This window comes from Streptomyces sp. NPDC047028 (assembly GCF_040644095.1).
Classification (GTDB): Bacteria; Actinomycetota; Actinomycetes; order Streptomycetales; family Streptomycetaceae; genus Streptomyces.
This window is the reverse complement of record NZ_JBEYVS010000036.1, coordinates 55570-78155: the sequence shown is the minus strand read 5'-3', so window position 1 is coordinate 78155 and position 22586 is coordinate 55570. Positions and strand designations below refer to the sequence as shown.

Below are 22586 nucleotides of genomic sequence, written 5' to 3'. Positions count from 1 at the left end.
TGATCCGGCACCGCAAGGCCCACGCCTGCGGCGTGGAACGACGCCGCACCCACTCCTCGAGCGCGGCCCGTTCCTCGTCCGACAGCGTCAACTCGGCCTTCGGCCGCCCCGTCCGTGCCATAGAGCAAGCCTACATATCTGAACAGAATTCCCGACTCAGAACACTAGGCGCCCCGACCGCCCGTTGTGCCCGGTTCGGCCCGGCGTTCCCCCGTTCCGGCGAAGCGCCGGGCCGGTCGGCGCGCGGGGCGGGCCGGGGCTGGGACCCTTCCCCCATGGCGCAGTTGGAGCAGTTCACCACCCCCGTCGACGCCGTCGTGTCCCGGATGCGTGCCCTCGACGCGGCCCTGCCCGAGCGGGACGGGATCGCCGTGTTCAACCGCGTCTACCTCGCCGTCACCCTGGAGGTCGGCCGGCGCCTGACCCGGGGCGCGTTCCCCGACCCGCGGGCGGCGGCCACCCTCGACGTGCGGTTCGCCGAGCGCTATCTGGCCGCCGTGGACGCCGTCACGGACGACCGCCGCCCGCCCGCCTGCTGGCGTCCCCTGTTCCAGCTGCGCCGCCATCCAGGTGTACGCCCGCTGCAGTTCGCGCTCGCGGGCATCAACGCCCACATCGGGCACGACCTGGCGCTCGCGGTGGTCGACACCTGCCGTGCGCTCGGCTGCGAACCGGCCGACCTGGAGGACGAGTTCGACCGGGTGGGCGATCTCCTCGCCTCGCTGGAGGAACGCATCCGCGAGGATCTGATGCCCGGCCCCGACCTGCTCCAGATCGCCGATCCGCTCACCCATCTGCTGGGCTCCTGGAGCCTGGAGCGGGCCCGGGACGCGACCTGGTCGGCGGCCAGGGCGCTGTGGGCGCTGCGCCGGTTCGAGGACGTGGCCGAGGAGTTCACCGCGCGGCTGGACTCGGCGGTCGGCTTCGCGGGCCGGATGCTGCTCACCCCCCTGCCCGACTGAGCCCGCGCGGCCGGGCCGCCGCCCCGCCGTCCAGCACCCCGATCAGGCCAACCTCCGCGCGGCCTCCTGGACGTCCCCTGCGATCTCTGTACGTTGAACGGGCAACCGATCTCGAAGGAGTACGCACATGGCGACCCGGCTCGGACTCGGCCTTCCGCAGAATCGGCAGTACGACCTCGGCACGGACGTGCCCGACGTGGCCCGCGCCGCCGAACGGACCGGGTACGACAGCCTGTGGGTGTACGAACGGGCCCTGTTCCCGGAGCCGGCCACCCAGGGGCTGTACGGCATTCCGGGCCTGCCCTGGCCCGACGACTACCGGAACGTCGCCGACCCGCTCGTCACGCTCACCCTCGCGGCCGCCGCCACCGAACGAGTCGGACTGGGCACGGCGATCCTGGTCGCCCCGCTGCACCAGCCGTTCCGGCTGGCCAAGTCGCTGGCCTCGCTGGACGCGGCCAGCGGCGGCCGGGTGATCGCCGGCCTCGGCTCGGGCTGGTCCCACGACGAGTTCGCGGCGACCGGCGTCAGGCCCTTCGAGGAGCGCGGCCGGGTGCTGGACGAGACGATCGACGTCTGCCGTGCGGTGTGGGGCCCGGACCCGGTGTCGTACGAGGGCTCGATCACGAGGATCGCCCCGGCGGTGGTCGGCCCGAAGCCGGCCCGGCCGATCCCGATCCTGCTGGCCGGCTCCGGCAGGAAGGCCCTGCGCCGGCTGGTGGACCACGCCGACGGCTGGATCCCGGTGAGCCAGGGCGCCGAGCAGATCGCCGCCCAATGGGCGGAGCTGCAGGACCTGGCCGCCGAGCGCGGCCGCAAGGAGCCGCTGCGCACCGCCGTCCGGGTCAACGCCGCGCACTCGGCGCGGCCGTACCCGGGCGAGGACCGCCGTGCCTTCCAGGGCAGCACCGAGCAGATCGTCGGGGACCTGCTCCGCCACGCCGAGCTGGGCGTGGACGAGATCCTGATCGACCTGCAGAACACCCCGCGCGACGCCCAGGAACTGAAGGACGTCGCGGCGGAGGTCTACGAGGCGGCCCGTTCGGCCGGCGTGTGAGCCGGTCCGGCGGTGCTGTCCCGGGCGCTCAGTCCTCGGGGAGTTCCACGGGCGCGATGTCGTCGTAGACGTCGCCGGGGCCCGGGTTGGTCGCGTCGGTCGCGCCGCCGAACTGGTGCATGACGCCCCAGACCGCGTTCAGCGCGGTCTGGATCGCGCCCTCGGCCCAGCCGGCCGTCCAGGAGATGTCGTCACCGGCCAGGAAGATGCCCCGCTTGTCCTCGGGCAGCCGGTCCTGCATGAAGTGCGTGAACAGGCGCCGCTGGTAGCGGTAGTGGCCGGGCAGGTTCGCCTTGAACGCGCCCATGAAGTAGGGCTCGTTCTCCCAGGAGACCGTCACCGGGTTGCCGATGATGTGCTTGCGGATGTCGACGTTCGGGTAGATCTCGCCGAGCGACTTCAGCATGACCTCCATCCGCTCGTTCGCGGACAGCGGCAGCCACTTCAGGCTGTCGTCGCACCAGGTGTAGGACAGGCAGATGACGGCGGGCTTGTCCGGGCCGTCGTCGAGCAGGTAGGTGCCGCGGGTCATGCGGTCGGTGAGCGTCATCGACATGACGTCCCGGCCGGTCGGATTTCCCCTGTCGTCGACGGCCTTGTCGAGCCAGAACGGCCGGTCCACCGGCACGAACAGCTTGCTGGACTCCATGTAGTGGGTGCGCTCGATCGCCGTCCAGTGGTCGATCGGGAACAGCGAGTCGTCGCAGGCGATCTTGGACAGCAGCATCCAGGACTGGGCGGTGAAGATGGCCGCCTGGTAGGTGCGGATGTCGCCGTTCGCGTCGGTCACGGTGATCTGGTCGCCCGCGGTGCGGTGCAGCCGGGTCACGGCCGGCCTGGGCTCGCCGTCCAGGTGCAGGGACTTCAGCGAGGTGCCGTACGGCCAGTGGACGATCTTCTCCGGCTCGCGCTCCCACAGGCGCAGCGGCAGCTGCTGGGAGCCGCCGACGATACCGCGGTGGTGGTCGTCGGCCTCGGTGTAGACGACGCGGAGGATCTCCAGGATGGAGTTCGGGAAGTCGGTGTCCCAGCCGCCGGTGCCGAAGCCGACCTGGCCGAAGATCTCCCGGTGCCGGAAGGACTTGAAGGCCTCGGAGTCGCACAGGAAGCCGTAGAAGGTCTGGTTGTCGAGCTTCTCGACGAGCTTCGCCCAGATCTCCCGGATGCGGGGCACGTCCCGCTCGCGCATGGCGCGGTTCATGTCGGAGAAGTCCGCGCCCTCGTCGAGGCACTTGTTCCACGCCTCGGCGACGTCCCGGTACACCTGGGGCAGGTCGGCGATCGTCTCGGCGTAGTGCGACTCGCCCTTGAGGTCGACGACCGTCGACGGGGTGGCTTCGGCGAGCGGGTTCGGGAAGGGCCGTGTCTCGAGACCGACGAGGTCGATGTAGTGCTGGAGGGCGGTGGAGGACGGCGGGAAGCGCATCGCGCCCATCTCCGCGGTCAGCCCCTCCGTCCGGGAGCCGCCCTCGAAGCCGACCGTGCGCAGCCGGCCGCCGAGCTGGTCGGCCTCGTATACGACGGGCTTGAGGCCCATCTTCATCAGCTCGTAGGCGGCGACGACACCGGACAGGCCGCCGCCGATGACGGCGACCTCGGTGCCGTGCTCGGTCGCCGGGACCTGGCCGAGGCCCGCCGGGTGGGCCAGGAAGTCGTCGTACGCGTAAGGAAAGTCCGGGCCGAACATGGTGATCGGCGGCTGCTGCTCGTCGGCGTGCTCGACGGCGTTGGGCACCGTGGACGTCATGGGGTACGGACTCCTTGCGCGGGGGGGTGGTTCGGGGCGGGCTCGTTGCGGTCAGACCAGGGGCCGGTACAGGCCGGGGCGGCGGTCCCTCAAGTACGGGTTGGCCTCGCGGGAGGCGGCCAGGAAGGCGGGGTCGGCGTCGGCGAACACCAGCTGCTCCGCTCGTCCGGCGCGGGCGCGGGCGACCCCGTCGGGCCCGGCAAGGGCGGACAGCCCGACGAACTCGAACTCCCCCTCCTGGCCGACCCGGTTGACGTAGGCGACGTACATCTGGTTCTCGAAGGCGCGCACCGGGATCATCGACTCGGCGACGAACTCGAAGGGGTGCATCTGCGCGGTCGGCACCACGAGGAGGTCGGTGCCGGCCAGGGCGTGGGCACGGACGTTCTCCGGGAATTCGACGTCGTAGCAGACCAGGAGGCCGACGGTGAGGCCGTTCAGCTCGGCCTGGACGATCAGCTGCTCGCCAGGCGTGAAGTGCTCGCGCTCGAAGCAGCCGAAGAGGTGGGTCTTGCGGTAGTTCGCGAGCCGGGTGCCGTCGGCGGAGATCAGCTGAGCCGCGTTGTGGACGCTGTCGCCGGCGCGCTCCGGGTAGCCGTAGGCGACGGCCACGCCGTGCCGGGCGGCGATCTCGGCGATCGCGTCGGCGGAGTCGCCGTCGGCGGGCTCGGCGAGGCGGGCGATGTCGTCACCGATCGCGTACCCGGTCAGGAACATCTCCGGCGCGGCCAGCAGCGCGGCGCCCCCGGCGGCGGCACGGGCCGCGGCCTCGTCGAGGACCTTGAGGTTCTCGACGATCGAGCCGGGCCGGCCGGAGCTCTGGAGCAGGGCGGTGCGCATGCATGATCCTCACCGGAAAGGGGGGTTTGGGGGGCCACTAAGACGGTACGGTCGGCGCGCTCGGGCGGACAAGAAGGACCCGTTGCGCGCCGGTGCGCGGTTCGTTGCGTGGAGCGGAGGGTCCGTGGCGATTCGTTGCGCGCCGTCGGGAGGGGTCCGCCTCCGCCCCGGGGCGCAGGCGGGGATCAGGGCTCCCCGCCGTACGGGGGAGGCGGGAGGCCACCCGCGGGGCGATGTGCGGGCGGTCCGGCGCCGGGAGAGTGGTCCCCGTTCACCGACGCGTCGATCCGACGCGTTCGACCTGGGGAAGGGCCGCCATGAAGCGCCGTACGAAGATCGCCGCCGTCTCGCTGACCGCCGCGCTGCTGATCACCGCGGGATCGGCCGGGGCGGCGGTCGCCTCGGGGGGCGGGGCGGCCGGACCCGCCATGGCCGCGCACCCTCACCAGCGGGAGGCCGCCGCGCTCACCGGCACCGCCAAGCTGTACCGCTCGGCCGGGGATGACATCACCTTCAGCTTCGACGCGCACCTCGCGGCGGCGGACACCAAGGACCCGACGAAGGCCACCGGCACCTTCCGCTTCAGCCACTACCTGAACGGGCGGGGCGCCTGGGCCGAGGCGTCGGTGGACTGCCTGCTCACCGGCGGGAAGGTCGCCGTCGTGTCCGGCGTGATCACTGACTCGGACCTGCCGGGCGCCAAGGGCACCCGGGTCGGAGTGAGCGTCCACGACCTCGGCCGGCACGACCGGCTCGGCTACAGCTGGGCGGCCGTGGGCAACCCGGCCGACGTCAAGGACCTGCCGAAGTGCGTCGCGTCGGCGCCGTTCGAGAAGGTGAAGCCGGGCACGGGCGACTTCCACGTCGTGCCCTGGCACCCGGCGCTGTGACCGGCCGGCCGGGACCGGCCGCTCGCAACACGCCCTAGCCGGGGGCGCCGGACGAGAAGCGGCGCAGCAGGGGGGACAGGACCAGGACCGACTTGGTGCGCTCCACGAACGGCTCGCCGGCGATCCGCTCCAGCACCCGTTCGAAGTGGCGCATGTCGGAGGCGAAGACCTGGGCGATCGCGTCCGCGTCGCCGGTGACGGTCGACGCGGCCACGACCTCCTGGTAGCGCTCCAGGCCCCGCTGGATGGTCTCCGGCGAGGTGTTGCGCCGGCAGTGGATCTCGATGTACCCCTCGGTCTCCCAGCCGAGGGCCGCCGGGTCCACCCGCACGGTGAACCCGGTGATGGCTCCGGTGGCGCGCAGCCGGTCCACGCGCCGCTTGACGGCGGGCGCGGACAGGCCGACGAGCTGCCCGATGTCCGCGTAGGAGCGGCGGGCGTCCTCGGCGAGGGCGTGCACGATGCGTTCGTCGAGATCGTTCAGCACTGGGGGTGGTTCACTTCTTCGGTTCGGTCAGTTCTCTCAGTTCTCTGCCGCCGGCGCGACGTCCTCAGCGGTCGCGAGGCGGGAACGGCGATAGCCGTACACGAAGTAGAACACGAGCCCGACCGCCATCCAGACACCGAAGACCACCCAGGTGACGGCCGACAGGCTGCCCATCATCCACACGCAGAAGGCGAAGCCCAGTGCGGGCAGCAGCGGCGACAGCGGTACCCGGAACGTGCGCTTCATCTGCGGGCGGCTCCGGCGCAGCACCACCACGGCCACGTTGACCAGCGCGAAGGCGAACAGTGTGCCGATGCTGGTCGCGTCGGCCAGCTGACCGAGCGGGATGGCGGCGGCGAGGACGCCGCAGAACAGGGAGACGATGACCGTGTTGGCGCGTGGCGCGCCGGTCTTGGGGTGGACCTTGGCGAAGACCTTGGGGACGAGGCCGTCCCGGGACATGGCGAAGAGGATGCGCGTCTGGCCGTAGAGCACGGTCAGGACGACGCTGGCGATGGCGATGACGGCGCAGAAGGCGAGCAGGGTGCCCCAGAAGCTCTGGCCGGTGACGTCGGTCATGATCTGCGCGAGGGCGGCCTCGGAGTCGTTGAACGTCCGCCACGGCTTGGCGCCCACGGCGACGGCCGCGACCAGCACGTACAGGGCGGTCACGATGACGAGGGACAGCATGATCGCGCGGGGCAGGTCGCGCTGGGCGTTCTTCGCCTCCTCACCGGCGGTGGAGGCGGCGTCGAAGCCGATGTAGGAGAAGAACAGCGTGGCTCCGGCCGCGCTGACGCCGGCCATGCCGAGCGGCATGAAGTGGGCGTAGTTGCCGGACTTGAAGCCCATGAAGCCGATGGCGCAGAACAGCACGAGCGCGGCGATCTTCACGCACACCATGATCGTGTTGGCCCGCGCGGACTCCTTGGCGCCGCCGAGCAGGAACACCATGGCGAGCAGGACGACGATCAGGGCCGGCAGGTTGAAGACGCCTCCGTCGACGCCGGGCGGGGACGACAGGGCCGCCGGCAGGGTGACGCCGATCGTGCCCTTCAGCAGCTCGTTGAGGTACTCGCCCCAGCCGACGGCCACAGCGGCGACCGAGACGCCGTACTCCAGCAGCAGGCACCAGCCGCAGATCCAGGCGATCAGCTCGCCCATGGTTGCGTATGCGTACGAGTAGGAGGAGCCGGCGACGGGGATGGTGCCGGCCAGCTCGGCGTAGGACAGGGCCGAGAAGAGGGCGGTGAGGCCGGCGATCACGAAGGAGAGGGTGACGGCCGGGCCGGCCTTGGGGACGGCCTCGCCGAGCACCACGAAGATGCCGGTGCCCAGCGTGGCGCCGATGCTGATCATGGTCAGCTGCCACAGTCCGAGGGAGCGCCGCAGCGACCCTCCCTCGCCGTGGCCGCCCTCCGCGACCAGGCGTTCCACGGGCTTGCGACGCATCAGGCGCGCGGCGACGCCCGGGGACGCCGGGGCGGCCGTTCTCTTGCTCTGCGGGGGTGCGCCTTGGTCGAGCACGCGCTGGCTCCTTTTCGCTGCCGGTCAGGGCGAGCGGAGACCGGACGGCACCCACCGAGGCAGGGACCCGCCGAGCGGGGTCTCCGCCACACTGCGTACAGCGGAGACCCTATGAGCCGGAGCATCGCACATGTAATGCAGCAACCTTGCGCACCCACGCAAGATCCTTGCGTTGGCAGTCCCAGGGCGCGCATTCATTACCCCGGCACGCACGAGCGCCCCGTCAGGGGCGCGGGGCTGTGCTCGATATGCGGCTCCGCCGCGCGGGCGCGGGAACCCCCACGCACCCGCACCCGAAAACGCACCCGAACCCGAAAAGCGGCCCACTCACAGCGAAGCGTCTAGCTCCAGCTGGCGTGCAGCGGCTTCCCCTCCGCGTACCCGGCGGCGCTCTGAATGCCGACGATCGCCTTCTCGGCGAACTCCTCCAGCGACCCCGCACCCGCGTACGTGCAGGAGGACCGCACTCCCGCGATGATCGAGTCGATCAGGTCCTCGACGCCCGGACGGGCCGGGTCGAGGAACATGCGGGAGGTGGAGATGCCCTCCTCGAACAGCGCCTTGCGGGCCCGGTCGTACGACGACTCCTCCGACGTGCGGTTGCGCACCGCGCGCGCGGAGGCCATGCCGAAGGACTCCTTGTACGCGCGACCGCTCGCGTCGTGCTGGAGGTCGCCGGGGGACTCGTAGGTGCCGGCGAACCAGGAGCCGACCATCACGTTGGACGCGCCGGCCGCGAGGGCCATCGCGACGTCACGCGGGTGGCGGACACCGCCGTCGGCCCACACGTGCTTGCCGTACTTCTTCGCCTCGGCCGCGCACTCCAGCACGGCGGAGAACTGCGGCCGGCCCACGCCGGTCATCATGCGGGTGGTGCACATGGCGCCGGGGCCGACACCGACCTTGATGATGTCGGCGCCCGCCTCGATCAGGTCGCGCACGCCCTCGGCGGAGACGATGTTGCCGGCGGCGATGGGCACCTGGGGGTCGAGGGCGCGGACCAGCTTGACGGCGCTGATCATCGACTCCTGGTGGCCGTGCGCGGTGTCGATGACGAGGGTGTCGACGCCCGCGTCGAGCAGCTGCTTGGCCTTGCCGGCCACGTCGCCGTTGATGCCGACGGCGGCGGCGATGCGCAGCCTGCCGTCGCGGTCGACGGCGGGCGTGTACAGGGTGGCGCGCAGGGCGCCCTTGCGGGTGAGGATGCCGACGAGCCGGCCGTCCTGGTCGACGGCCGGGGCGTAGCGCCGGTTCGCGCCGTCGAGGGTGTTGAAGGCCTCGCGGGGGTCGATGTCCGCGTCGAGGAGCAGCAGGTCCTTGGACATGACCACTTCGAGCTGGGTGAAGCGGTCGACGCCGGTGAGGTCGGCGTCGGTGACGACGCCGACGGGCCGCCGGTTCTCGTCGACGACGACGCCGGCGTTGTGCGCCCGCTTGGGCAGCAGGGCGAGGGCGTCGGCGACGGTCTGGTGCGGGGCCAGCTCGATGGGGGTGTCCAGCACGAGGTGGCGGCTCTTGACCCAGGAGACGACGTCGGTGACCACGTCGATCGGGATGTCCTGCGGGATGACCACGAGGCCGCCGCGGCGGGCCATCGTCTCGGCCATGCGGCGGCCGGCGATGGCGGTCATGTTGGCGACGACGAGCGGGATGGTGGTACCCGTGCCGTCCGGCGAGCTGAGGTCCACGCCCTGACGCGAGCCCACCGCGGAGCGGCTCGGCACCATGAACACGTCGTCGTACGTCAGGTCGTACGCGGGCTGGATGTCATTGAGGAAACGCACGTGCCGCACATCCCAGTCGATCAGAGGTGACCCCCGGACAGGTGTGCCAGGGGGAAAAGAGCACGTACTTCATTGTCCCATGACGACAGCCCCGGCATGCCCCGACAGAACATCCAGGCTGGTCAGAGGGCGGCTAGGAGGAACCTCCAAGGGCGAGGGCGACGGTGAGCGCGGGGGTCGTCCGCATGGCCCGGGTCGTCGCCATGGCCTGTGTCGTTCCCACGGCCCGGGTCGTCGCCATGGCCTGGGTGAAGACGTCCCGGGCGGTCTCCCACTCCTCGGGCCGCGCGGCCGCGTAGCCCTGCCAGCCGAGCACGACGAGCAGGAGTCCGCTGTCCCCGGCCGGCCCCGGCCAGACGGTGGGGTCGGAGAGCGAGTCCGCGAGCGCGTCCCAGTTGCGGCCGAACCAGGCGGGCAGCGCGAGGTCCCGTGCGACCCGGTCCATCAGGCCCGCCTTGTCCGTGACCCCGGTCAGGTCCAGCGTGGCCACGTGCCGGCCGGTCAGCCCGTCGCTCATCTCAGCACCGCCCGGAACGAGTCGTAGTGGTCGTCGGTGTAGTAGATCTCCCCGCCCTGCCCGGTGACGATGCGCCGTGCTCCGCGGTCGCGCGAGCCGGGGGTCCGCACCGTGTACTCGTGGTAGTAGCCGCGGGGGTGCTTCGGCAGGTGCCCCTCGAAGTTCCCGAACACGACGCCGTCCTTGGCGTAGGGGTAGGGGCCGCCCCGGTCGATGAGCGCCAGCGTGCGCCGCGCCTCGGCGGGGAGCCGGGACGCCTGGACGGTGGCCATGCCGTGGGCCCAGGCGGGGGTGGCGGCACCGGCTGACGGGGCGGGGCCGGACGGCGCCGGGGAGCCGGTGCCGTGGGCGCAGCCGGTCAGCAGGAGCGCGAGGCAGACCAGCAGGCCGGCGAGGACCCGGGGAACGAACCGCGGCAGCATGCGTCGATGCTGCCACGGCCGTACCGCCACGCGAGGGGACGACCCGCGGTCAGTGCCCGTCGGGGTCGGCGCGGCTGAGCGCGGGCTTCGGGGTGGGGCCCGCCGTCATCAGGACGTCGGCGGCGGAGGTGTCCGTGACCAGGCTGGTGACCAGCCCGGACCGCAGCACCGCGTCGATGGCCGGCGCCTTGCGCTGGCCGCCCGCGATGGCCACGACCTCGGGGATACGGCGGAGCTGGTCGGTCTTGACCGTGATGCACCGCTCCCCCAGGTCCCGCCCGATCCGGCGGCCCTCGGCGTCGAACAGGTGGGCGGACATCTCGGCGGCGACACCGAGCGAGGCGTAGTGCGCGCGCTCCTCGTCGCTGAGCATGTCGTGCACCGTGGAGATGCCGGGCTCCCAGGAGCCGATGGAGACGCAGGCGACGGTGACCTTGTCGAAGTACTCGAAGGCCCGGGCGATCCCGGTCTGGTGGCGCAGCGCCGCCGCGGTGGCCGCGTCCGGCAGCAGCATCGGCGCGTAGATGGGGTGGGCGTCGCCGCCGGAGACCTGCGCGGCGCGGCGCACGGCCTCCACGGAGCCGCGCTCGGCGGTCCCGGCGTCGTAGACACCCGTCAGCTGGACCACCGTGCACGGCGGCAGCCGGTCCAGCGCCGCGGCCATGTGGATGGTGGACCGGCCCCAGGCCAGCCCCAGGACGTCCCCCTCGTTGACGAGTTCGCCGAGCAGGTCGGCGGCGACCTCGCCCAGGTTCTCCGGGTCGGGGGTCTCTTCGGCCTCGGCCGGGGACTCGACCACGACGGCGTGCCTCAGCCCGTAGCGGGCGCGGAGCGCGTCGGAGCGCTCGGCATCCAGCTCGGCCGGCACCCGGATCTCGATCCGGACGAGATCCCGTTCGAGCGCGGTCTCGAGGACCCGGGCCACCTTGAACCGGCTGACGCCGAACTCCTCCGCAATCTGGATCTTGGACTTGCCCTCGAGGTAGAAGCGGCGGGCCATGGCCGCCGCCTGCACCAGCTCAGCGGGTCCCATCCGCATGGCTGACCGGCCCGCCGACATACCCGACACGGGGATCTCCTCACTGCTGTTCACATTCTGGATTCGCCGTCCATCCTTGCAGATTCGGCGTACTTGATCTGCCCTGATGGCTGCCGTTCCCTCAGCTGTTCACGTATCGGTGGCTCAGTGGCCGCAAACCCAGGACGCCTTCTCGCTCGCTGTGCGGGCCTGGTCACGCAGCGCTCGCACCGCCTCGGCGGGGTCCTGCGCCCCGTACACCGCGGATCCGGCCACGAAGACGTCGGCGCCCGCGTCGGCGCACTGCTCGATCGTCGAGGCCGACACGCCGCCGTCCACCTGCAGCCACATCTCCAGGCCGTGCTTGGCGATCAGCTCACGGGTACGGCGGATCTTCGGGAGCATGATGTCCAGGAACGCCTGCCCGCCGAAGCCCGGCTCCACCGTCATGATCAGCAGCATGTCGAGTTCCGGGAGGAGATCCTCGTACGGCTCGATCGGCGTCGCGGGCTTCAGGGCCATCGAGGCGCGCGCGCCCTTGGCGCGGATCTCCCGGGCGAGCCGCACGGGCGCCGCGGCCGCCTCCACGTGGAAGGTGACCGAGGAGGCGCCCGCCTCCACGTACTGCGGGGCCCAGCGGTCGGGGTCCTCGATCATCAGGTGGCAGTCCAGCGGGGTGTCCGTCGCACGGGCCAGGGACTCCACGACCGGCACGCCGAGCGTGAGGTTCGGGACGAAATGGTTGTCCATCACGTCTACGTGGAGCCAGTCGGCCCCGTGGACCGCCTTGGCCTCGTCCGCGAGGCGGGCGAAGTCGGCGGACAGGATGCTGGGGTTGATCTGCGCGGGCATGGGTCAAGGGTCCCATGCTCCGCATCGGTCGGCCGAATCAGGGCCGTTGTGGGTCCGGTGCGTTTTCGGCTGCGGGCCGGTGGGGGCTTGTCGCGCCCACGCGGCGGAGCCGCGAATCACTACAGCCCCGCGCCCCTTTCGGGGCGCTGTGGTGAACCTATGTTAAAAAGTCAGGCTGTTCTGCGGATCAACGCCAGGTACATCGCGTCCGTGCCGTGGAGGTGGGGCCAGAGCTGGATGTCGGGGCCTTCGCCGAGGGCGGGGACGCCGGGGAGGAGGGGGCGGGCGTCGAGGAGGTCGGTGCCGGGGTGGTGTTTGAGGACGTCGGAGACCACCGCGCGGGTCTCGGCGAGGTGGGGGGAGCAGGTGGCGTAGGCGACGACGCCGCCGACGCGGACCGAGTCCAGGGCCGTGCGCAGCAGCGAACGCTGGAGCGGGGCGAAGTTGTCCAGGTCCTCCGGGCGGCGGCGCCAGCGGGCCTCGGGGCGGCGGCGCAAGGCGCCGAGGCCCGTGCAGGGCACGTCGACCAGGACCCGGTCGAAGCTGCCGGACCGCCACGGCGGCCGGGTGCCGTCGGCGGCGATGACCTGGTACGGACCGGGGTTGCCGGCCAGTGCCTTGGCGACCAGACCGGCCCGGTGCGGCTGCTTCTCGGAGGCGAGGACAACCGCCCCGCGCTCGGCGGCGAGGGCGGCGAGCAGGGCGGCCTTTCCGCCTGGGCCGGCGCACCCGTCGAGCCACATGGCGTCGGGGCCGTCCAGCGGGGCGTTCGCGAGCGCGAGCGCGACGAGCTGGCTGCCCTCGTCCTGCACGCCGGCCCGCCCTTCGCGCACGGCCTCGACGGCGCCGGGTTCGCCGCCCTCGGCGAGCCGCACCGCGTACGGCGACCAGCGGCCGGGGACGGCGGCGTCCTCGGCGAGGAGTTCCTCGATGGTGGACCGGCCGGGCCGGGCGACGAGGGTGACCTCGGGACGCTCGTTGTCGGCCTCCAGCAGGTCCTCGATGCCGGCCCGTCCGCCGCCGAGCGAGTCCCACAGGGCGGAGACGACCCAGCGCGGGTGCGAGTGCACGACGGCGAGGTTGTCCTCGGGGTCCTCGTCGTAGGGCGGCGCGACCTTCTCCAGCCACCCGTCGAGATCGTCCTGGGCGACCTTGCGCAGGACGGCGTTGACGAACTTCGCCCGGCCGTCGCCGAGGACGACGCGGGCCAGCTCGACGGAGGCGGACACGGCGGCGTGCGTCGGGATGCGGGTGCCGAGGAGCTGGTGGACGCCGAGGCTCAGCACGTCGAGCACCGGCGGGTCGACCTCGCGCAGCGGCCGGTCGACACAGGCGGCGATGACGGCGTCGTACGTTCCCTGCCGGCGCAGCGTCCCGTACACCAGCTCGGTGGCGAGGGCTGCGTCCCGCGCGTCGAACTTGTCCGGCCCTTCCTTCTCCCGCGCCTTGCGCAGCAGTGGCGGCAGCACGAGGTTGGCGTACGCGTCCCGCTCGTCCACCGCGCGCAGTGCCTCGAAGGCGAGGATGCGGACGGGGTCCTTCTGCGGACGCCGGTAGGGCTTGGCCGGCCTGCGGGGCCGCCGGGACTGCTCAGTCACGAAAAGGTGCTCCGGTTGAGAAACGGGGAGGAGGAGAGAAGGGGTGTGGCTCCAGCGTACGGCGGGCTACCGCCGTCACCCCCATCGGGCGGGACTCAGCCGCCGAGCGTCTCGCCCTCGGCGATGCGCACGCCGCGCGCCCAGTCGGCCGCCCGCATCGGCTTCTTGCCCTGCGCCTGCACCCACAGCAGCTCGACCGCGTACGACCCGGTGCCCACGTGCACGCTGTTCTTGCCGACGGCGAGCCGGCCGGGGGCGAGGTCGGTCCGCTCGGGGACGGGCGTGACCTGGATGAGTTTGAGACGCTCGCCCCGGAACACGGTCCAGGCGCCGGGCGCGGGGGTGCAGCCGCGCACCACCCGGTCGACCCGGAGCGCGGGCGCGGTCCAGTGGACCTGGGCGTCCTCGACGGTGATCTTCGGTGCGACGGTGATGCCCTCGGCCGGCTGCGGCACGGCCTTCAGGGTGCCGTCGGCGATGCCGTCCATGGTCGCCGCGAGCAGCCCCGCCCCGGCGAAGGCGAGCCGGGTGAGCAGGTCGCCGCTGGTGTCGGTGGGGCGGACCTCCTCCGTCACGGTGCCGTAGACGGGCCCGGAGTCGAGGCCCTCCTCGATGAGGAAGGTGGAGGCGCCGGTGATCTCGTCGCCCGCCATGAGGGAGTGCTGCACGGGCGCGGCACCGCGCCAGGCGGGCAGCAGGGAGAAGTGCAGGTTGACCCAGCCGTGCGCCGGGATGTCCAGGGCGACGCGGGGCAGCAGGGCGCCGTAGGCGACGACGGGGCAGCAGTCGGGGGCGATCTCCGTCAGCCGTTCCAGGAACTCCGGGTCCCGCGGCCTGCGCGGCTTGAGCACCTCGATCCCGGCTTCCTCCGCCCGGTCGGCCACGGGGGACGCGATCAGCCTGCGGCCCCGGCCGGCCGGCGCGTCGGGACGCGTGACGACGGCGGCCACCTCGTGCCGCCCGGAGGCGATCAGGGCGTCCAGAGCGGGAACGGCGACCTCGGGGGTACCGGCGAAGACGAGCTTCATGGGCGGGATCGGGCCTCTCGGGCGGAGTCACAGGGGCAGCACACCAGTCTATGCCGGGCCGCTGCCCGCCAACCCCCGGACCACGAAGCGCCAACCAGCGGGCTGCGACCCTCCAACCCCCGGGCGGCGAACCGAAAGGCACCGGTGCGCGGCCGGAACGACGGCGCACGCATATGCCCATACGCCCCCACACCGTGACCAGCGGAGCGCACACGCGTTGGTCAAGAAAGAGTTGACCCCACCGGGCCGCCCACACGGCCCATCCCTTTCCACGCCGGTTCGAGAGGCTTGTTCATGGCCGACCACGCAACCCACGACGCCCAGGCCCGGGCCAGCCTGCACTTGCTGGTGCGGGACATCGAGCGGGTCCGCCGGCAGGTGGACGCGCTGCGCACGCTCACCGCCCAGTTGGGCAACGTCTACCGCCCGCGCCGTCCGGGGCCCTCTGCGGGCTTCGTCGTCTACGGACGCGCCCCCGCCCCGACGGTTCGCCTCGCCCAGGAACTCCGGGACAGCGTCGAGACGTTGGTCACGGCCGCGGTGGACTTCGACCGCTCGCTCGGCTTCTCCTGGGACGCGGTGGGCTCGGCGCTCGGCGTCACCAAGCAGGCGGTGCACCGCCGTTACGGCGCCCGGCGCGCCGCCGCCCAGGCGGCGGCCGAGGCGGAGCGGGGTACGGAGCCGTCCGGGGCCCGTACGCTCAACGTGAGCGCGGGCCTGCCCACCGTGCCGACCGTGCCCGCGGCCCGCTCCATGCCGACCCAGCCGACGGCGGGCAGCCCCACCCTCCGCGAGGACCCGCGCCCGCCGGCCTTCCCCGGCCCGCGCAACGGCTGACGCCCTCTCATCTCTGCCCTCCCGGGAGCAGTCCGGGAGGGCAGCCGCATGCCCGCCGCCGGTACGCGGGAGAAGCGGTTCCCGAGGAAGCGGACCGGGTTCGAGGGGTTCGCGGGTACCGCCGGCGAACACACCCACGTGCCGGCCCCACAGATCGGGCCCGCTCCGGTGCGCGTCAGCCATGCCGGCCCCGCAGGTCGGCCCCGCTCCGGTGCGCGTCAACCGCGCCGACCCGCAGGTCAGGCCCACACCTGTACGCGTCAACTCTGCCGACCCCATAGACCCGCTCCGGTGCGCGTCAGCCATGCCGGCCCCGCAGGTCGGCCCCGCTCCGGTGCGCGTCAACCGCGCCGACCCGCAGGCCCCACTCCCCGGCGCGTCAGCCGATGTCCGGTGGGTCGATCCGTACCCGTACCCGGTCTGTCTCGCCGCTTCCCCGGGCCATTCTGGCGGCCTGAGCCGTCTTCAGGGCGGCGGCGAGGGCGGCGCCGCTGCCGGGCGGTACCCGGACGAGCGCCCGCTCCCAGTCCTCGCCCGGGAGTGGCGCCCCGGGTCTGCGCGGCCGGCCGGGCAGGGTGGGAGGCACCGGCACCGGACCCAGCACCTCGGCGTCCGGCGGCAGTTCGACGGCTGTCAGGAACTCGGTGACGGCCGCCGGTGTCCCGGACACGGCCGCCATCCGGGAGACCGGCGGGAAGCCCAGTTCGGCCCGCTCGGCCAGCTCCCGCACGGCGTGGCCGACGGGGTCCCAGCGCACCAGCGCCTGCACGGGCCGTAGCGTCGGCTCGGCGACGACGACCACGGTGCCGCCCTCCCCCTGCGGGCGGACCAGTGCGCCGGCCGCGATCCAGCGGCGCAGCGCGTCCTCGCCGGCCCGGAGGTCGGGGCGGCCGAGCATGGCCCATCCGTCCAGCAGCAGGGCCGCCGCGTAGCCGCCCTCGGCGACGGGCTCGGCTCCGGGGGTGCTCACGACCAGGGCGGGCGCGGACGGCACCGTGTCCAGCACGTGTTCCCGCCCCGAGGTGCGCACGGGGACGGCGGGGAAGGCGCGGCCCAGTTCCTCGGCGGTGCGGCGCGCGCCGACGACCTGGGCCCGCAGCCGGAAGCCCCCGCACTCCGGGCAGTGCCACGCACCCTCCTCGCGCCCGCACCAGCCGCACCGCAGCGCGCCCGCGTCCGGTGCCTGGAGCGGCCCCGAGCAGTGCCGGCACCGCGCGGGCGCCCGGCACCGGTCGCAGGCCATCCGGGGCACGTACCCGCGGCGGGGCACCTGGACCAGGACCGGGCCGTGCCGCAGGCCCTCCCGGACCACCTGCCAGGCCAGGGTGGGCAGCCGGGCGGCACGGGCGGCCTCGTCACGGGCGAGGTCGCCATCGCCCACGGTCCGCACCAGCGGCGCGGCCCGCCGCACCTGCTCCCGCCCGGCGACCAGTGGGCGCGCCCAGCCGCTCTCGACGAGCTGGGCGGCCTCGACGGTGCAGCTCCAACCGCCGACCAGGAAGCCGCACTTGTCCAGGGCGGCCCGCATCAGCAGCACGTCCCGGGCGTGCGGCTGCGGGGCGTGCTGCTCGCTGTGACTGTCGTCGCCGTCGTCCCAGACCGCGACGAGACCTAGGTCCCGCACGGGGGCGAACATGGCGGCGCGCGTGCCGACGACGGCGCGCACCGAGCCGCGCCGGACCGCCAGCCACTGCGCGTACCGCTTCTCGGGCCCGGCGTCGGCGGTGAGCAGCGCGTGCCGGCCCTCGCCGAGGAGGGCGGTCAGCGCGGCGTCCACGCGGGCGGCGGCCCGGCCGTCCGGTACGACGACGAGCGCGCCGCGTCCCGAGGCGAGCGCCGCGGCGACGGCTACGGCCAGCTCCTCGCTCCACTCCGGGCCGGGCAGGGCGTTCCACACGGCTCTCGGGGCGCCGCCGGAGGCCAGCGACTCGATGAAGGCGCCCCCGTGCTCGTACCGCTCCCAGGAACCGGGTCCGGGCGGCGGGGGCGAGGGCAGCGGCTCCGGTGACGGGCGGCGCTCGGCGCGGGCGCTGCGGGGTGGCACGGCAAGCTGCAGCACATCGGCGAGGCTGCCCGCGTAGCGGTCGGCGACGGCTCGCGCGAGGGCCAGCAGTTCCTCGTCGAGGACGGGCTCGGGCGAGACGACCTGGGCCAGGGCGGCCAGCGGCCCGGAGTAGTCGGACTCGGCACGGCGCTCGACGAGGAACCCGTCGATGAGTCCGCCGCCCTCGCGGCGGCCGTCACGCACCCGGTGCCGGCCCGCGCCGAACCGCACCCGCACCCTGACGCCGGGCTGTGCGTCGGCGTCGAGTTCCTCGGGCACCGCGTAGTCGAAGTACCGGTCGAGGTGGAGCACGCCCTTGTCGACGAGGACCCGGGCGACGGGCAGCTCGGGCGCCAGCGCGGCACCGCGCCAGGTGCGCGGCTTGGCCCGGGGCGCCCTGGCGTCGCGCACGCTCTCCCGGATCAGCGCGAGCTGTTCCGGCGGCGGTGCCCCTGCGGCCCCGTCGCCCCCCGACCCGTTCTCGCTGCTCACGCTTGCATTCTTACCAAACGCCACTGACAACCGACGCCCGCCCGAGATCGTCTCGGCCGCGGGGTGCCGTACGGCACTTCTGCCTTGGGCCACTCGGCCATACCGGTCCGTGCGGGATCGGCAGCAGGATTCGAACCTGCGAGGGGATCACCCGGAAGTATCCGCGCCCTTCGCACCGGGCGGCGTCGGCGGTCGGTCCAGGGTAGGGGCGGGCCGGCCGTGCCGGCGACGCGTTTTCCCGCCGGCCGGTCCACACACGCGCAGGAGCCCGGCTCCTCCGAAGGGAAGCCGGGCACCGGACTGCGGGTTCCGTGGTGCCTACAGGCCGGCGGCCTTGCGCAGGGCGTCCACGCGGTCCGCGCGCTCCCAGGTGAACTCGGGCAGCTCGCGGCCGAAGTGGCCGTAGGCCGCCGTCTGGGCGTAGATCGGGCGGAGCAGGTCGAGGTCCCGGATGATGGCGGCGGGACGGAGGTCGAAGACGTCGTCGATCGCCTTCTCGATCTTCTCGGGCTCGACCTTGTGGGTGCCGAAGGTCTCGACGAAGAGACCGACGGGCTCGGCCTTGCCGATGGCGTAGGCGACCTGGACCTCGCAGCGGGAGGCCAGGCCGGCCGCGACGACGTTCTTCGCGACCCAGCGCATCGCGTACGCCGCCGAGCGGTCGACCTTGGACGGGTCCTTGCCGGAGAAGGCGCCGCCTCCGTGGCGGGCCATGCCGCCGTAGGTGTCGATGATGATCTTGCGGCCGGTGAGGCCGGCGTCGCCCATCGGGCCGCCGATCTCGAAGCGGCCGGTGGGGTTGACCAGGAGGCGGTAGCCCTCGGTCTCCAGCTTGATGCCGTCGTCGAGGAGCGCCTTCAGCTCGGGCTCGACGACGAACTCGCGGATGTCGGGGGCGAGCAGCGACTCCAGGTCGATGTCGCTGGCGTGCTGCGAGGAGACGACCACGGTGTCGAGGCGGACGGCCTTGTCGCCGTCGTACTCGATGGTGACCTGCGTCTTGCCGTCGGGGCGCAGGTAGGGGATGGTGCCGTTCTTGCGGACCTCGGACAGCCGCTTGGACAGGCGGTGCGCGAGGAAGATCGGCAGCGGCATCAGGGTCGGCGTCTCGTCCGACGCGTAGCCGAACATCAGACCCTGGTCGCCCGCGCCCTGTCGGTCCAGCTCGTCGTCGTCGCCCTCGACGCGGTTCTCGTACGCCGCGTCGACACCCTGGGCGATGTCCGGGGACTGGGCGCCGATGGACACCGACACGCCGCAGGAGGCGCCGTCGAAGCCCTTCTTGGAGGAGTCGTAGCCGATCTCCAGGATCTTGCTGCGGACGAGGGTGGCGATGTCCGCGTAGGCCTTGGTGGTGACCTCGCCGGCCACGTGCACCAGGCCGGTGGTGATCAGGGTTTCGACGGCGACCCGGGAGGTCGGGTCCTCGCGCAGAAGCGCGTCGAGAATGGTGTCGCTGATCTGGTCAGCGATCTTGTCGGGGTGACCCTCGGTCACGGACTCCGAGGTGAACAGGCGACGGGACACAACGCTCCCTGGGGTTGCAGCGGCTGCTGGCTGATCATGGGTGGACGGCACGGGGCTGCACCCGGCGACGTCCGTGAACAGTTTATCGGTCGCACCGTGCCACCGGCTCACGTGTCTCGCCTCTCGGGAGCGCTGTGACCTGCGACACCGGCATTCTGCACAATGCCGGGCGGCCTTGACCAGGCCCGCCACGCCCCGAACGGGGTGGGAGGGACCGCTCGATCGGCTGAAAAGCGCAGGTCCGGACGGCGCAGTGGTCAGGTCAGGCGGGCGGCGACGAGATCCCAGACGGTCTCGGCGAGGGCCTCCTTCGGGCCGTACGGCACGGGGTACTCGCTGCCGTCGGCGCCGAGCACCACGGCCTCGTTCTCCTCCGAGCCGAAGGTCTTGCGCTCCCCCACCTCGTTCACCACGAGCAGGTCGCAGCCCTTGCGGGCGAGCTTGGCGCGTCCGTTGGCGAGGACGTCGTCGGTCTCGGCGGCGAAGCCGACGACGATCTGCCCGGGGCGGGCCCGGTCGGCCGAGATCTCCGCGAGGACGTCCGGGTTGCGGACCAGGGCGACGGGGGCGGGGTCCTGGCCGTCCTTCTTCTTGATCTTGCCGGAGGCGTAGGCGGCGGGCCGGAAGTCGGCGACGGCGGCGGCCATGACCACGGCGTCGGCGTCGGCGGCGGCCTTCAGGACGGCCTCGCGCAGCTGTACGGCGGTACCGACCGGTACGACGTCCACCCCGGCCGGGTCGGGCAGGCCGGTGTTGGCCGCGACCAGGGTCACCCGGGCGCCGCGGGCGGCGGCGGTGCGGGCGAGCGCGTAGCCCTGCTTGCCCGAGGAGCGGTTGCCGAGGAAGCGGACCGGGTCGAGGGGTTCGCGGGTGCCGCCGGCGGAGACGACCACGTGCCGGCCCTTCAGGTCCGGCTCGCCGATGCCACGGGCCAGGACCCGGCGGCAGACCTCGAAGATCTCGGCCGGGTCGGGGAGCCGCCCCTTGCCGGTATCGACCCCGGTGAGCCGGCCGACGGCGGGCTCGATGACGACGCAGCCCCGGCGGCGCAGCGTGGCCACGTTCTCCTGGGTGGCGGGGTGCTCCCACATCTCGGTGTGCATGGCCGGCGCGAAGACGACCGGGCAGCGGGCGGTCAGCAGTGTGTTGGTGAGCAGGTCGTCGGCGAGGCCGTGCGCGGCCTTGGCGAGCATGTCGGCGGTGGCGGGGGCGACCACGACGAGGTCGGCGTGCTGGCCGATGCGGACGTGCGGGACCTCGTGCACGTCGTCCCAGACCTCGGTGGAGACCGGGTTGCCGGAGAGGGCGGACCAGGTGGGGGCGCCGACGAAGTGCAGCGCGGAGGCGGTGGGCACGACCCGGACGTGATGCCCCGACTCGGTCAGCCTGCGCAGCAGCTCACAGGCCTTGTACGCGGCGATGCCGCCGCTGACACCCAGAACGACCCTCGGCTTGTCCACCATCTCTCCCCGGACTCGAAACCCGTGTGCACCACACGACACCGGTGCCCGGCGACCGTGCACACCCATGAGACACCACAGGCCCGGCAGCGCGCTGCCGGGCCTGTGGATAAACCTACTGCGATCAGACGGTCGTACTTACGCCGGGCCCTCGACGGCCTCGGACGTCAGCAGACCCGCGTTGATCTCGCGCAGGGCGATCGAGAGCGGCTTCTCGTGGACGTGGGTGTCGACGAGCGGACCGACGTACTCGAGGAGGCCTTCGCCGAGCTGCGAGTAGTACGCGTTGATCTGACGGGCCCGCTTGGCCGCGTAGATCACCAGGCTGTACTTCGAGTCGGTGGCCTCGAGAAGCTCATCGATCGGCGGGTTGATGATGCCCTCGGGCGCGGTGATGGAAGAGGACACGCTCTGCCTTCCGATGGGTGGGAAAGAATCAGTCGGTGTGACCGGTGTGACATGTCCGAGCACGGCAGTCACGATCACACAACGTCCATCAAGGCTAGCAGCTCGCGGGCCACGTCCTCGACGGAGGTGTTGACCAGGGTTTCGTCGAACTCCGGCTCGGCGGCCAGCTCGGTCTTCGCGGCGTCCAGACGGCGCTCGATGACCTCGGGCGGTTCGGTGCCGCGGCCGGTCAGCCTGCGCACCAGCTCCTCCCAGGAGGGCGGGGCCAGGAACACCAGCTGGGCGTCGGCCAGGGACTCGCGGACCTGCCGGGCGCCCTGGAGGTCGATCTCCAGCAGGACGGGCTCGCCCTTCTCCAGCCGCTCCGCCACCGCCGTGCGGGGCGTGCCGTACCGGTTGCCGGCGAACTCGGCCCACTCCAGCAGCTCGCCGTTGGCGATCAGCTTGTCCATCTCGTCGTCGGTGACGAAGAAGTAGTGGATGCCGTGCTGCTCGCCGGGGCGCGGCTTGCGGGTCGTCGCCGACACCGAGAGCCAGACCTCGGGGTGTTCCTTGCGCATATGAGCGACGACCGTGCTCTTGCCGACCCCGGAGGGGCCGGAGAGCACGGTCAGCCGCGGACGTACGTCCGGGGGCTCGGGGGTCGTCCCCCGGGGTGCTACAGCCATGGGGCGATTATTCCAGCAATCCCCCCGTGCCCGGGACTCCCGGTCCGGTCGCCCCCGGACCCGGCAACCGGACTCAGGAGCCGGTGCTGCCGAACTCACGCTCCAGGGACGCGATCTGGTTGGAACCGAGACCCCGCACGCGGCGGCTCTCGGAGATACCCAGACGCTCCATGATCTGCTTGGCGCGGACCTTGCCCACGCCCGGCAGGGACTCCAGCAGGGCGGAGACCTTCATCTTGCCGATGACGTCGTTCTCCTGGCCCTGCTTGATGACCTCGTGCAGGGAGGCGCCGGAGTGCTTGAGTCGATTCTTGACCTCGGCCCGCTCCCGGCGAGCCGCGGCGGCCTTTTCGAGCGCGGCTGCGCGCTGTTCAGGGGTAAGGGGCGGAAGAGCCACGCCTACGTCACCTCGGATGTCGAA

The 22586-nt window shown here is 72.6% G+C and carries 21 protein-coding genes; 4 read left to right on the top strand and 17 right to left on the bottom strand.

The features are described 5' to 3' along the window. Window positions 1-275 precede the first annotated feature (275 nt). Together ABZ854_RS28040 and ABZ854_RS28035 are read left to right on the top strand one after the other, a co-directional pair. Complete coding sequence (locus ABZ854_RS28040) at window positions 276-962, top strand: DUF5995 family protein (protein ID WP_361215845.1); 687 nt, start codon at window positions 276-278, stop codon at window positions 960-962. Between the two features lie 127 nt (window positions 963-1089). Beyond that, window positions 1090-2019: an LLM class F420-dependent oxidoreductase gene (locus ABZ854_RS28035; RefSeq protein ID WP_361215842.1), complete on the top strand. Its 930-nt coding sequence runs from the start codon at window positions 1090-1092 to the stop codon at window positions 2017-2019. Between the two features lie 28 nt (window positions 2020-2047). On the opposite strand, the gene ABZ854_RS28030 is transcribed toward ABZ854_RS28035, so the two are convergent. Next, window positions 2048-3766, bottom strand: a complete 1719-nt coding sequence (locus ABZ854_RS28030; RefSeq protein ID WP_361215839.1) for an NAD(P)/FAD-dependent oxidoreductase — start codon at window positions 3764-3766, stop codon at window positions 2048-2050. 51 nt (window positions 3767-3817) lie between these two features. Next, entirely contained in the window at window positions 3818-4606 is a 789-nt protein-coding gene (locus tag ABZ854_RS28025; RefSeq protein ID WP_361215836.1) for a carbon-nitrogen hydrolase family protein, read from the bottom strand. Between the two features lie 317 nt (window positions 4607-4923). On the opposite strand from ABZ854_RS28025, the gene ABZ854_RS28020 reads away from it, so the two are divergent. After that, window positions 4924-5496: a Repetin gene (locus ABZ854_RS28020; protein WP_361215834.1), complete on the top strand. Its 573-nt coding sequence runs from the start codon at window positions 4924-4926 to the stop codon at window positions 5494-5496. A 34-nt stretch (window positions 5497-5530) separates the two neighbouring features. Here ABZ854_RS28020 and ABZ854_RS28015 read toward each other — a convergent pair whose 3' ends face one another. From ABZ854_RS28015 to fmt, 9 genes are all read right to left on the bottom strand, one after another. Beyond that, window positions 5531-5983, bottom strand: coding sequence for an Lrp/AsnC family transcriptional regulator (locus ABZ854_RS28015; RefSeq protein ID WP_067129751.1), 453 nt, complete (start codon window positions 5981-5983; stop codon window positions 5531-5533). Window positions 5984-6019: 36 nt separating this feature from the next. Further along, window positions 6020-7510: an amino acid permease gene (locus ABZ854_RS28010; RefSeq protein ID WP_361215830.1), complete on the bottom strand. Its 1491-nt coding sequence runs from the start codon at window positions 7508-7510 to the stop codon at window positions 6020-6022. A gap of 341 nt (window positions 7511-7851) precedes the next feature. Beyond that, on the bottom strand, window positions 7852-9294 hold the full coding sequence (locus tag ABZ854_RS28005; RefSeq protein ID WP_361215827.1) for a GuaB1 family IMP dehydrogenase-related protein: 1443 nt from the start codon (window positions 9292-9294) through the stop codon (window positions 7852-7854). Window positions 9295-9427: 133 nt separating this feature from the next. After that, window positions 9428-9811, bottom strand: coding sequence for a barstar family protein (locus ABZ854_RS28000; protein WP_361215824.1), 384 nt, complete (start codon window positions 9809-9811; stop codon window positions 9428-9430). Then, window positions 9808-10233: a ribonuclease domain-containing protein gene (locus tag ABZ854_RS27995; RefSeq protein WP_361215821.1), complete on the bottom strand. Its 426-nt coding sequence runs from the start codon at window positions 10231-10233 to the stop codon at window positions 9808-9810. The genes ABZ854_RS28000 and ABZ854_RS27995 overlap by 4 nt, the downstream gene beginning before the upstream one ends. 49 nt (window positions 10234-10282) lie before the next feature. Then, window positions 10283-11326 (bottom strand): sugar-binding domain-containing protein, encoded by a 1044-nt coding sequence (locus tag ABZ854_RS27990; protein WP_129310326.1) that lies wholly within the window; start codon window positions 11324-11326, stop codon window positions 10283-10285. Between the two features lie 90 nt (window positions 11327-11416). Next, entirely contained in the window at window positions 11417-12103 is a 687-nt protein-coding gene (rpe, locus tag ABZ854_RS27985) for a ribulose-phosphate 3-epimerase (RefSeq protein ID WP_361215818.1), read from the bottom strand. A gap of 170 nt (window positions 12104-12273) precedes the next feature. Continuing rightward, the gene (locus tag ABZ854_RS27980) at window positions 12274-13701 is read right to left on the bottom strand and encodes a transcription antitermination factor NusB (protein ID WP_361215815.1); all 1428 of its coding nucleotides are present in this window, start codon (window positions 13699-13701) and stop codon (window positions 12274-12276) included. A 95-nt stretch (window positions 13702-13796) separates the two neighbouring features. After that, the gene (fmt, locus tag ABZ854_RS27975) at window positions 13797-14729 is read right to left on the bottom strand and encodes a methionyl-tRNA formyltransferase (RefSeq protein WP_361215812.1); all 933 of its coding nucleotides are present in this window, start codon (window positions 14727-14729) and stop codon (window positions 13797-13799) included. Between the two features lie 294 nt (window positions 14730-15023). Between fmt and ABZ854_RS27970 the strand changes: the two genes are divergently transcribed. After that, a complete protein-coding gene (locus ABZ854_RS27970; RefSeq protein WP_361215809.1) occupies window positions 15024-15566 on the top strand; it encodes a hypothetical protein in 543 nt (180 codons plus the stop codon). Between the two features lie 379 nt (window positions 15567-15945). Here the strand turns inward: ABZ854_RS27970 and ABZ854_RS27965 are convergent, their stop codons facing one another. The 6 genes from ABZ854_RS27965 to ABZ854_RS27940 form a co-directional block, all read right to left on the bottom strand. Further along, window positions 15946-18102, bottom strand: coding sequence for a primosomal protein N' (locus tag ABZ854_RS27965; RefSeq protein ID WP_361215806.1), 2157 nt, complete (start codon window positions 18100-18102; stop codon window positions 15946-15948). Window positions 18103-18420: 318 nt separating this feature from the next. Continuing rightward, window positions 18421-19629, bottom strand: coding sequence for a methionine adenosyltransferase (gene metK / locus ABZ854_RS27960; RefSeq protein ID WP_361215803.1), 1209 nt, complete (start codon window positions 19627-19629; stop codon window positions 18421-18423). Between the two features lie 257 nt (window positions 19630-19886). Continuing rightward, a complete protein-coding gene (gene coaBC / locus ABZ854_RS27955) occupies window positions 19887-21089 on the bottom strand; it encodes a bifunctional phosphopantothenoylcysteine decarboxylase/phosphopantothenate--cysteine ligase CoaBC (protein ID WP_361215854.1) in 1203 nt (400 codons plus the stop codon). 138 nt (window positions 21090-21227) lie between these two features. Continuing rightward, complete coding sequence (gene rpoZ / locus ABZ854_RS27950) at window positions 21228-21497, bottom strand: DNA-directed RNA polymerase subunit omega (protein ID WP_129310310.1); 270 nt, start codon at window positions 21495-21497, stop codon at window positions 21228-21230. A gap of 74 nt (window positions 21498-21571) precedes the next feature. Next, entirely contained in the window at window positions 21572-22165 is a 594-nt protein-coding gene (gene gmk, locus ABZ854_RS27945) for a guanylate kinase (protein ID WP_361215799.1), read from the bottom strand. Between the two features lie 73 nt (window positions 22166-22238). Beyond that, window positions 22239-22562, bottom strand: a complete 324-nt coding sequence (locus tag ABZ854_RS27940) for an integration host factor (RefSeq protein WP_003977346.1) — start codon at window positions 22560-22562, stop codon at window positions 22239-22241. Window positions 22563-22586: the final 24 nt, after the last annotated feature.

What these genes read in the sequence shown, in the direction of transcription:
- ABZ854_RS28040 (WP_361215845.1), top strand. Translation starts at nt 276, where the DNA reads ATGGCGCAGTTGGAGCAGTTCACCACCCCCGTCGACGCCGTCGTGTCC.
- ABZ854_RS28035 (WP_361215842.1), top strand. Translation starts at nt 1,090, where the DNA reads ATGGCGACCCGGCTCGGACTCGGCCTTCCGCAGAATCGGCAGTACGAC.
- ABZ854_RS28030 (WP_361215839.1), bottom strand. Translation starts at nt 3,766, where the DNA reads ATGACGTCCACGGTGCCCAACGCCGTCGAGCACGCCGACGAGCAGCAG.
- ABZ854_RS28025 (WP_361215836.1), bottom strand. Translation starts at nt 4,606, where the DNA reads ATGCGCACCGCCCTGCTCCAGAGCTCCGGCCGGCCCGGCTCGATCGTC.
- ABZ854_RS28020 (WP_361215834.1), top strand. Translation starts at nt 4,924, where the DNA reads ATGAAGCGCCGTACGAAGATCGCCGCCGTCTCGCTGACCGCCGCGCTG.
- ABZ854_RS28000 (WP_361215824.1), bottom strand. Translation starts at nt 9,811, where the DNA reads ATGAGCGACGGGCTGACCGGCCGGCACGTGGCCACGCTGGACCTGACC.
- ABZ854_RS27995 (WP_361215821.1), bottom strand. Translation starts at nt 10,233, where the DNA reads ATGCTGCCGCGGTTCGTTCCCCGGGTCCTCGCCGGCCTGCTGGTCTGC.
- rpe (WP_361215818.1), bottom strand. Translation starts at nt 12,103, where the DNA reads ATGCCCGCGCAGATCAACCCCAGCATCCTGTCCGCCGACTTCGCCCGC.
- fmt (WP_361215812.1), bottom strand. Translation starts at nt 14,729, where the DNA reads ATGAAGCTCGTCTTCGCCGGTACCCCCGAGGTCGCCGTTCCCGCTCTG.
- ABZ854_RS27970 (WP_361215809.1), top strand. Translation starts at nt 15,024, where the DNA reads ATGGCCGACCACGCAACCCACGACGCCCAGGCCCGGGCCAGCCTGCAC.
- gmk (WP_361215799.1), bottom strand. Translation starts at nt 22,165, where the DNA reads ATGGCTGTAGCACCCCGGGGGACGACCCCCGAGCCCCCGGACGTACGT.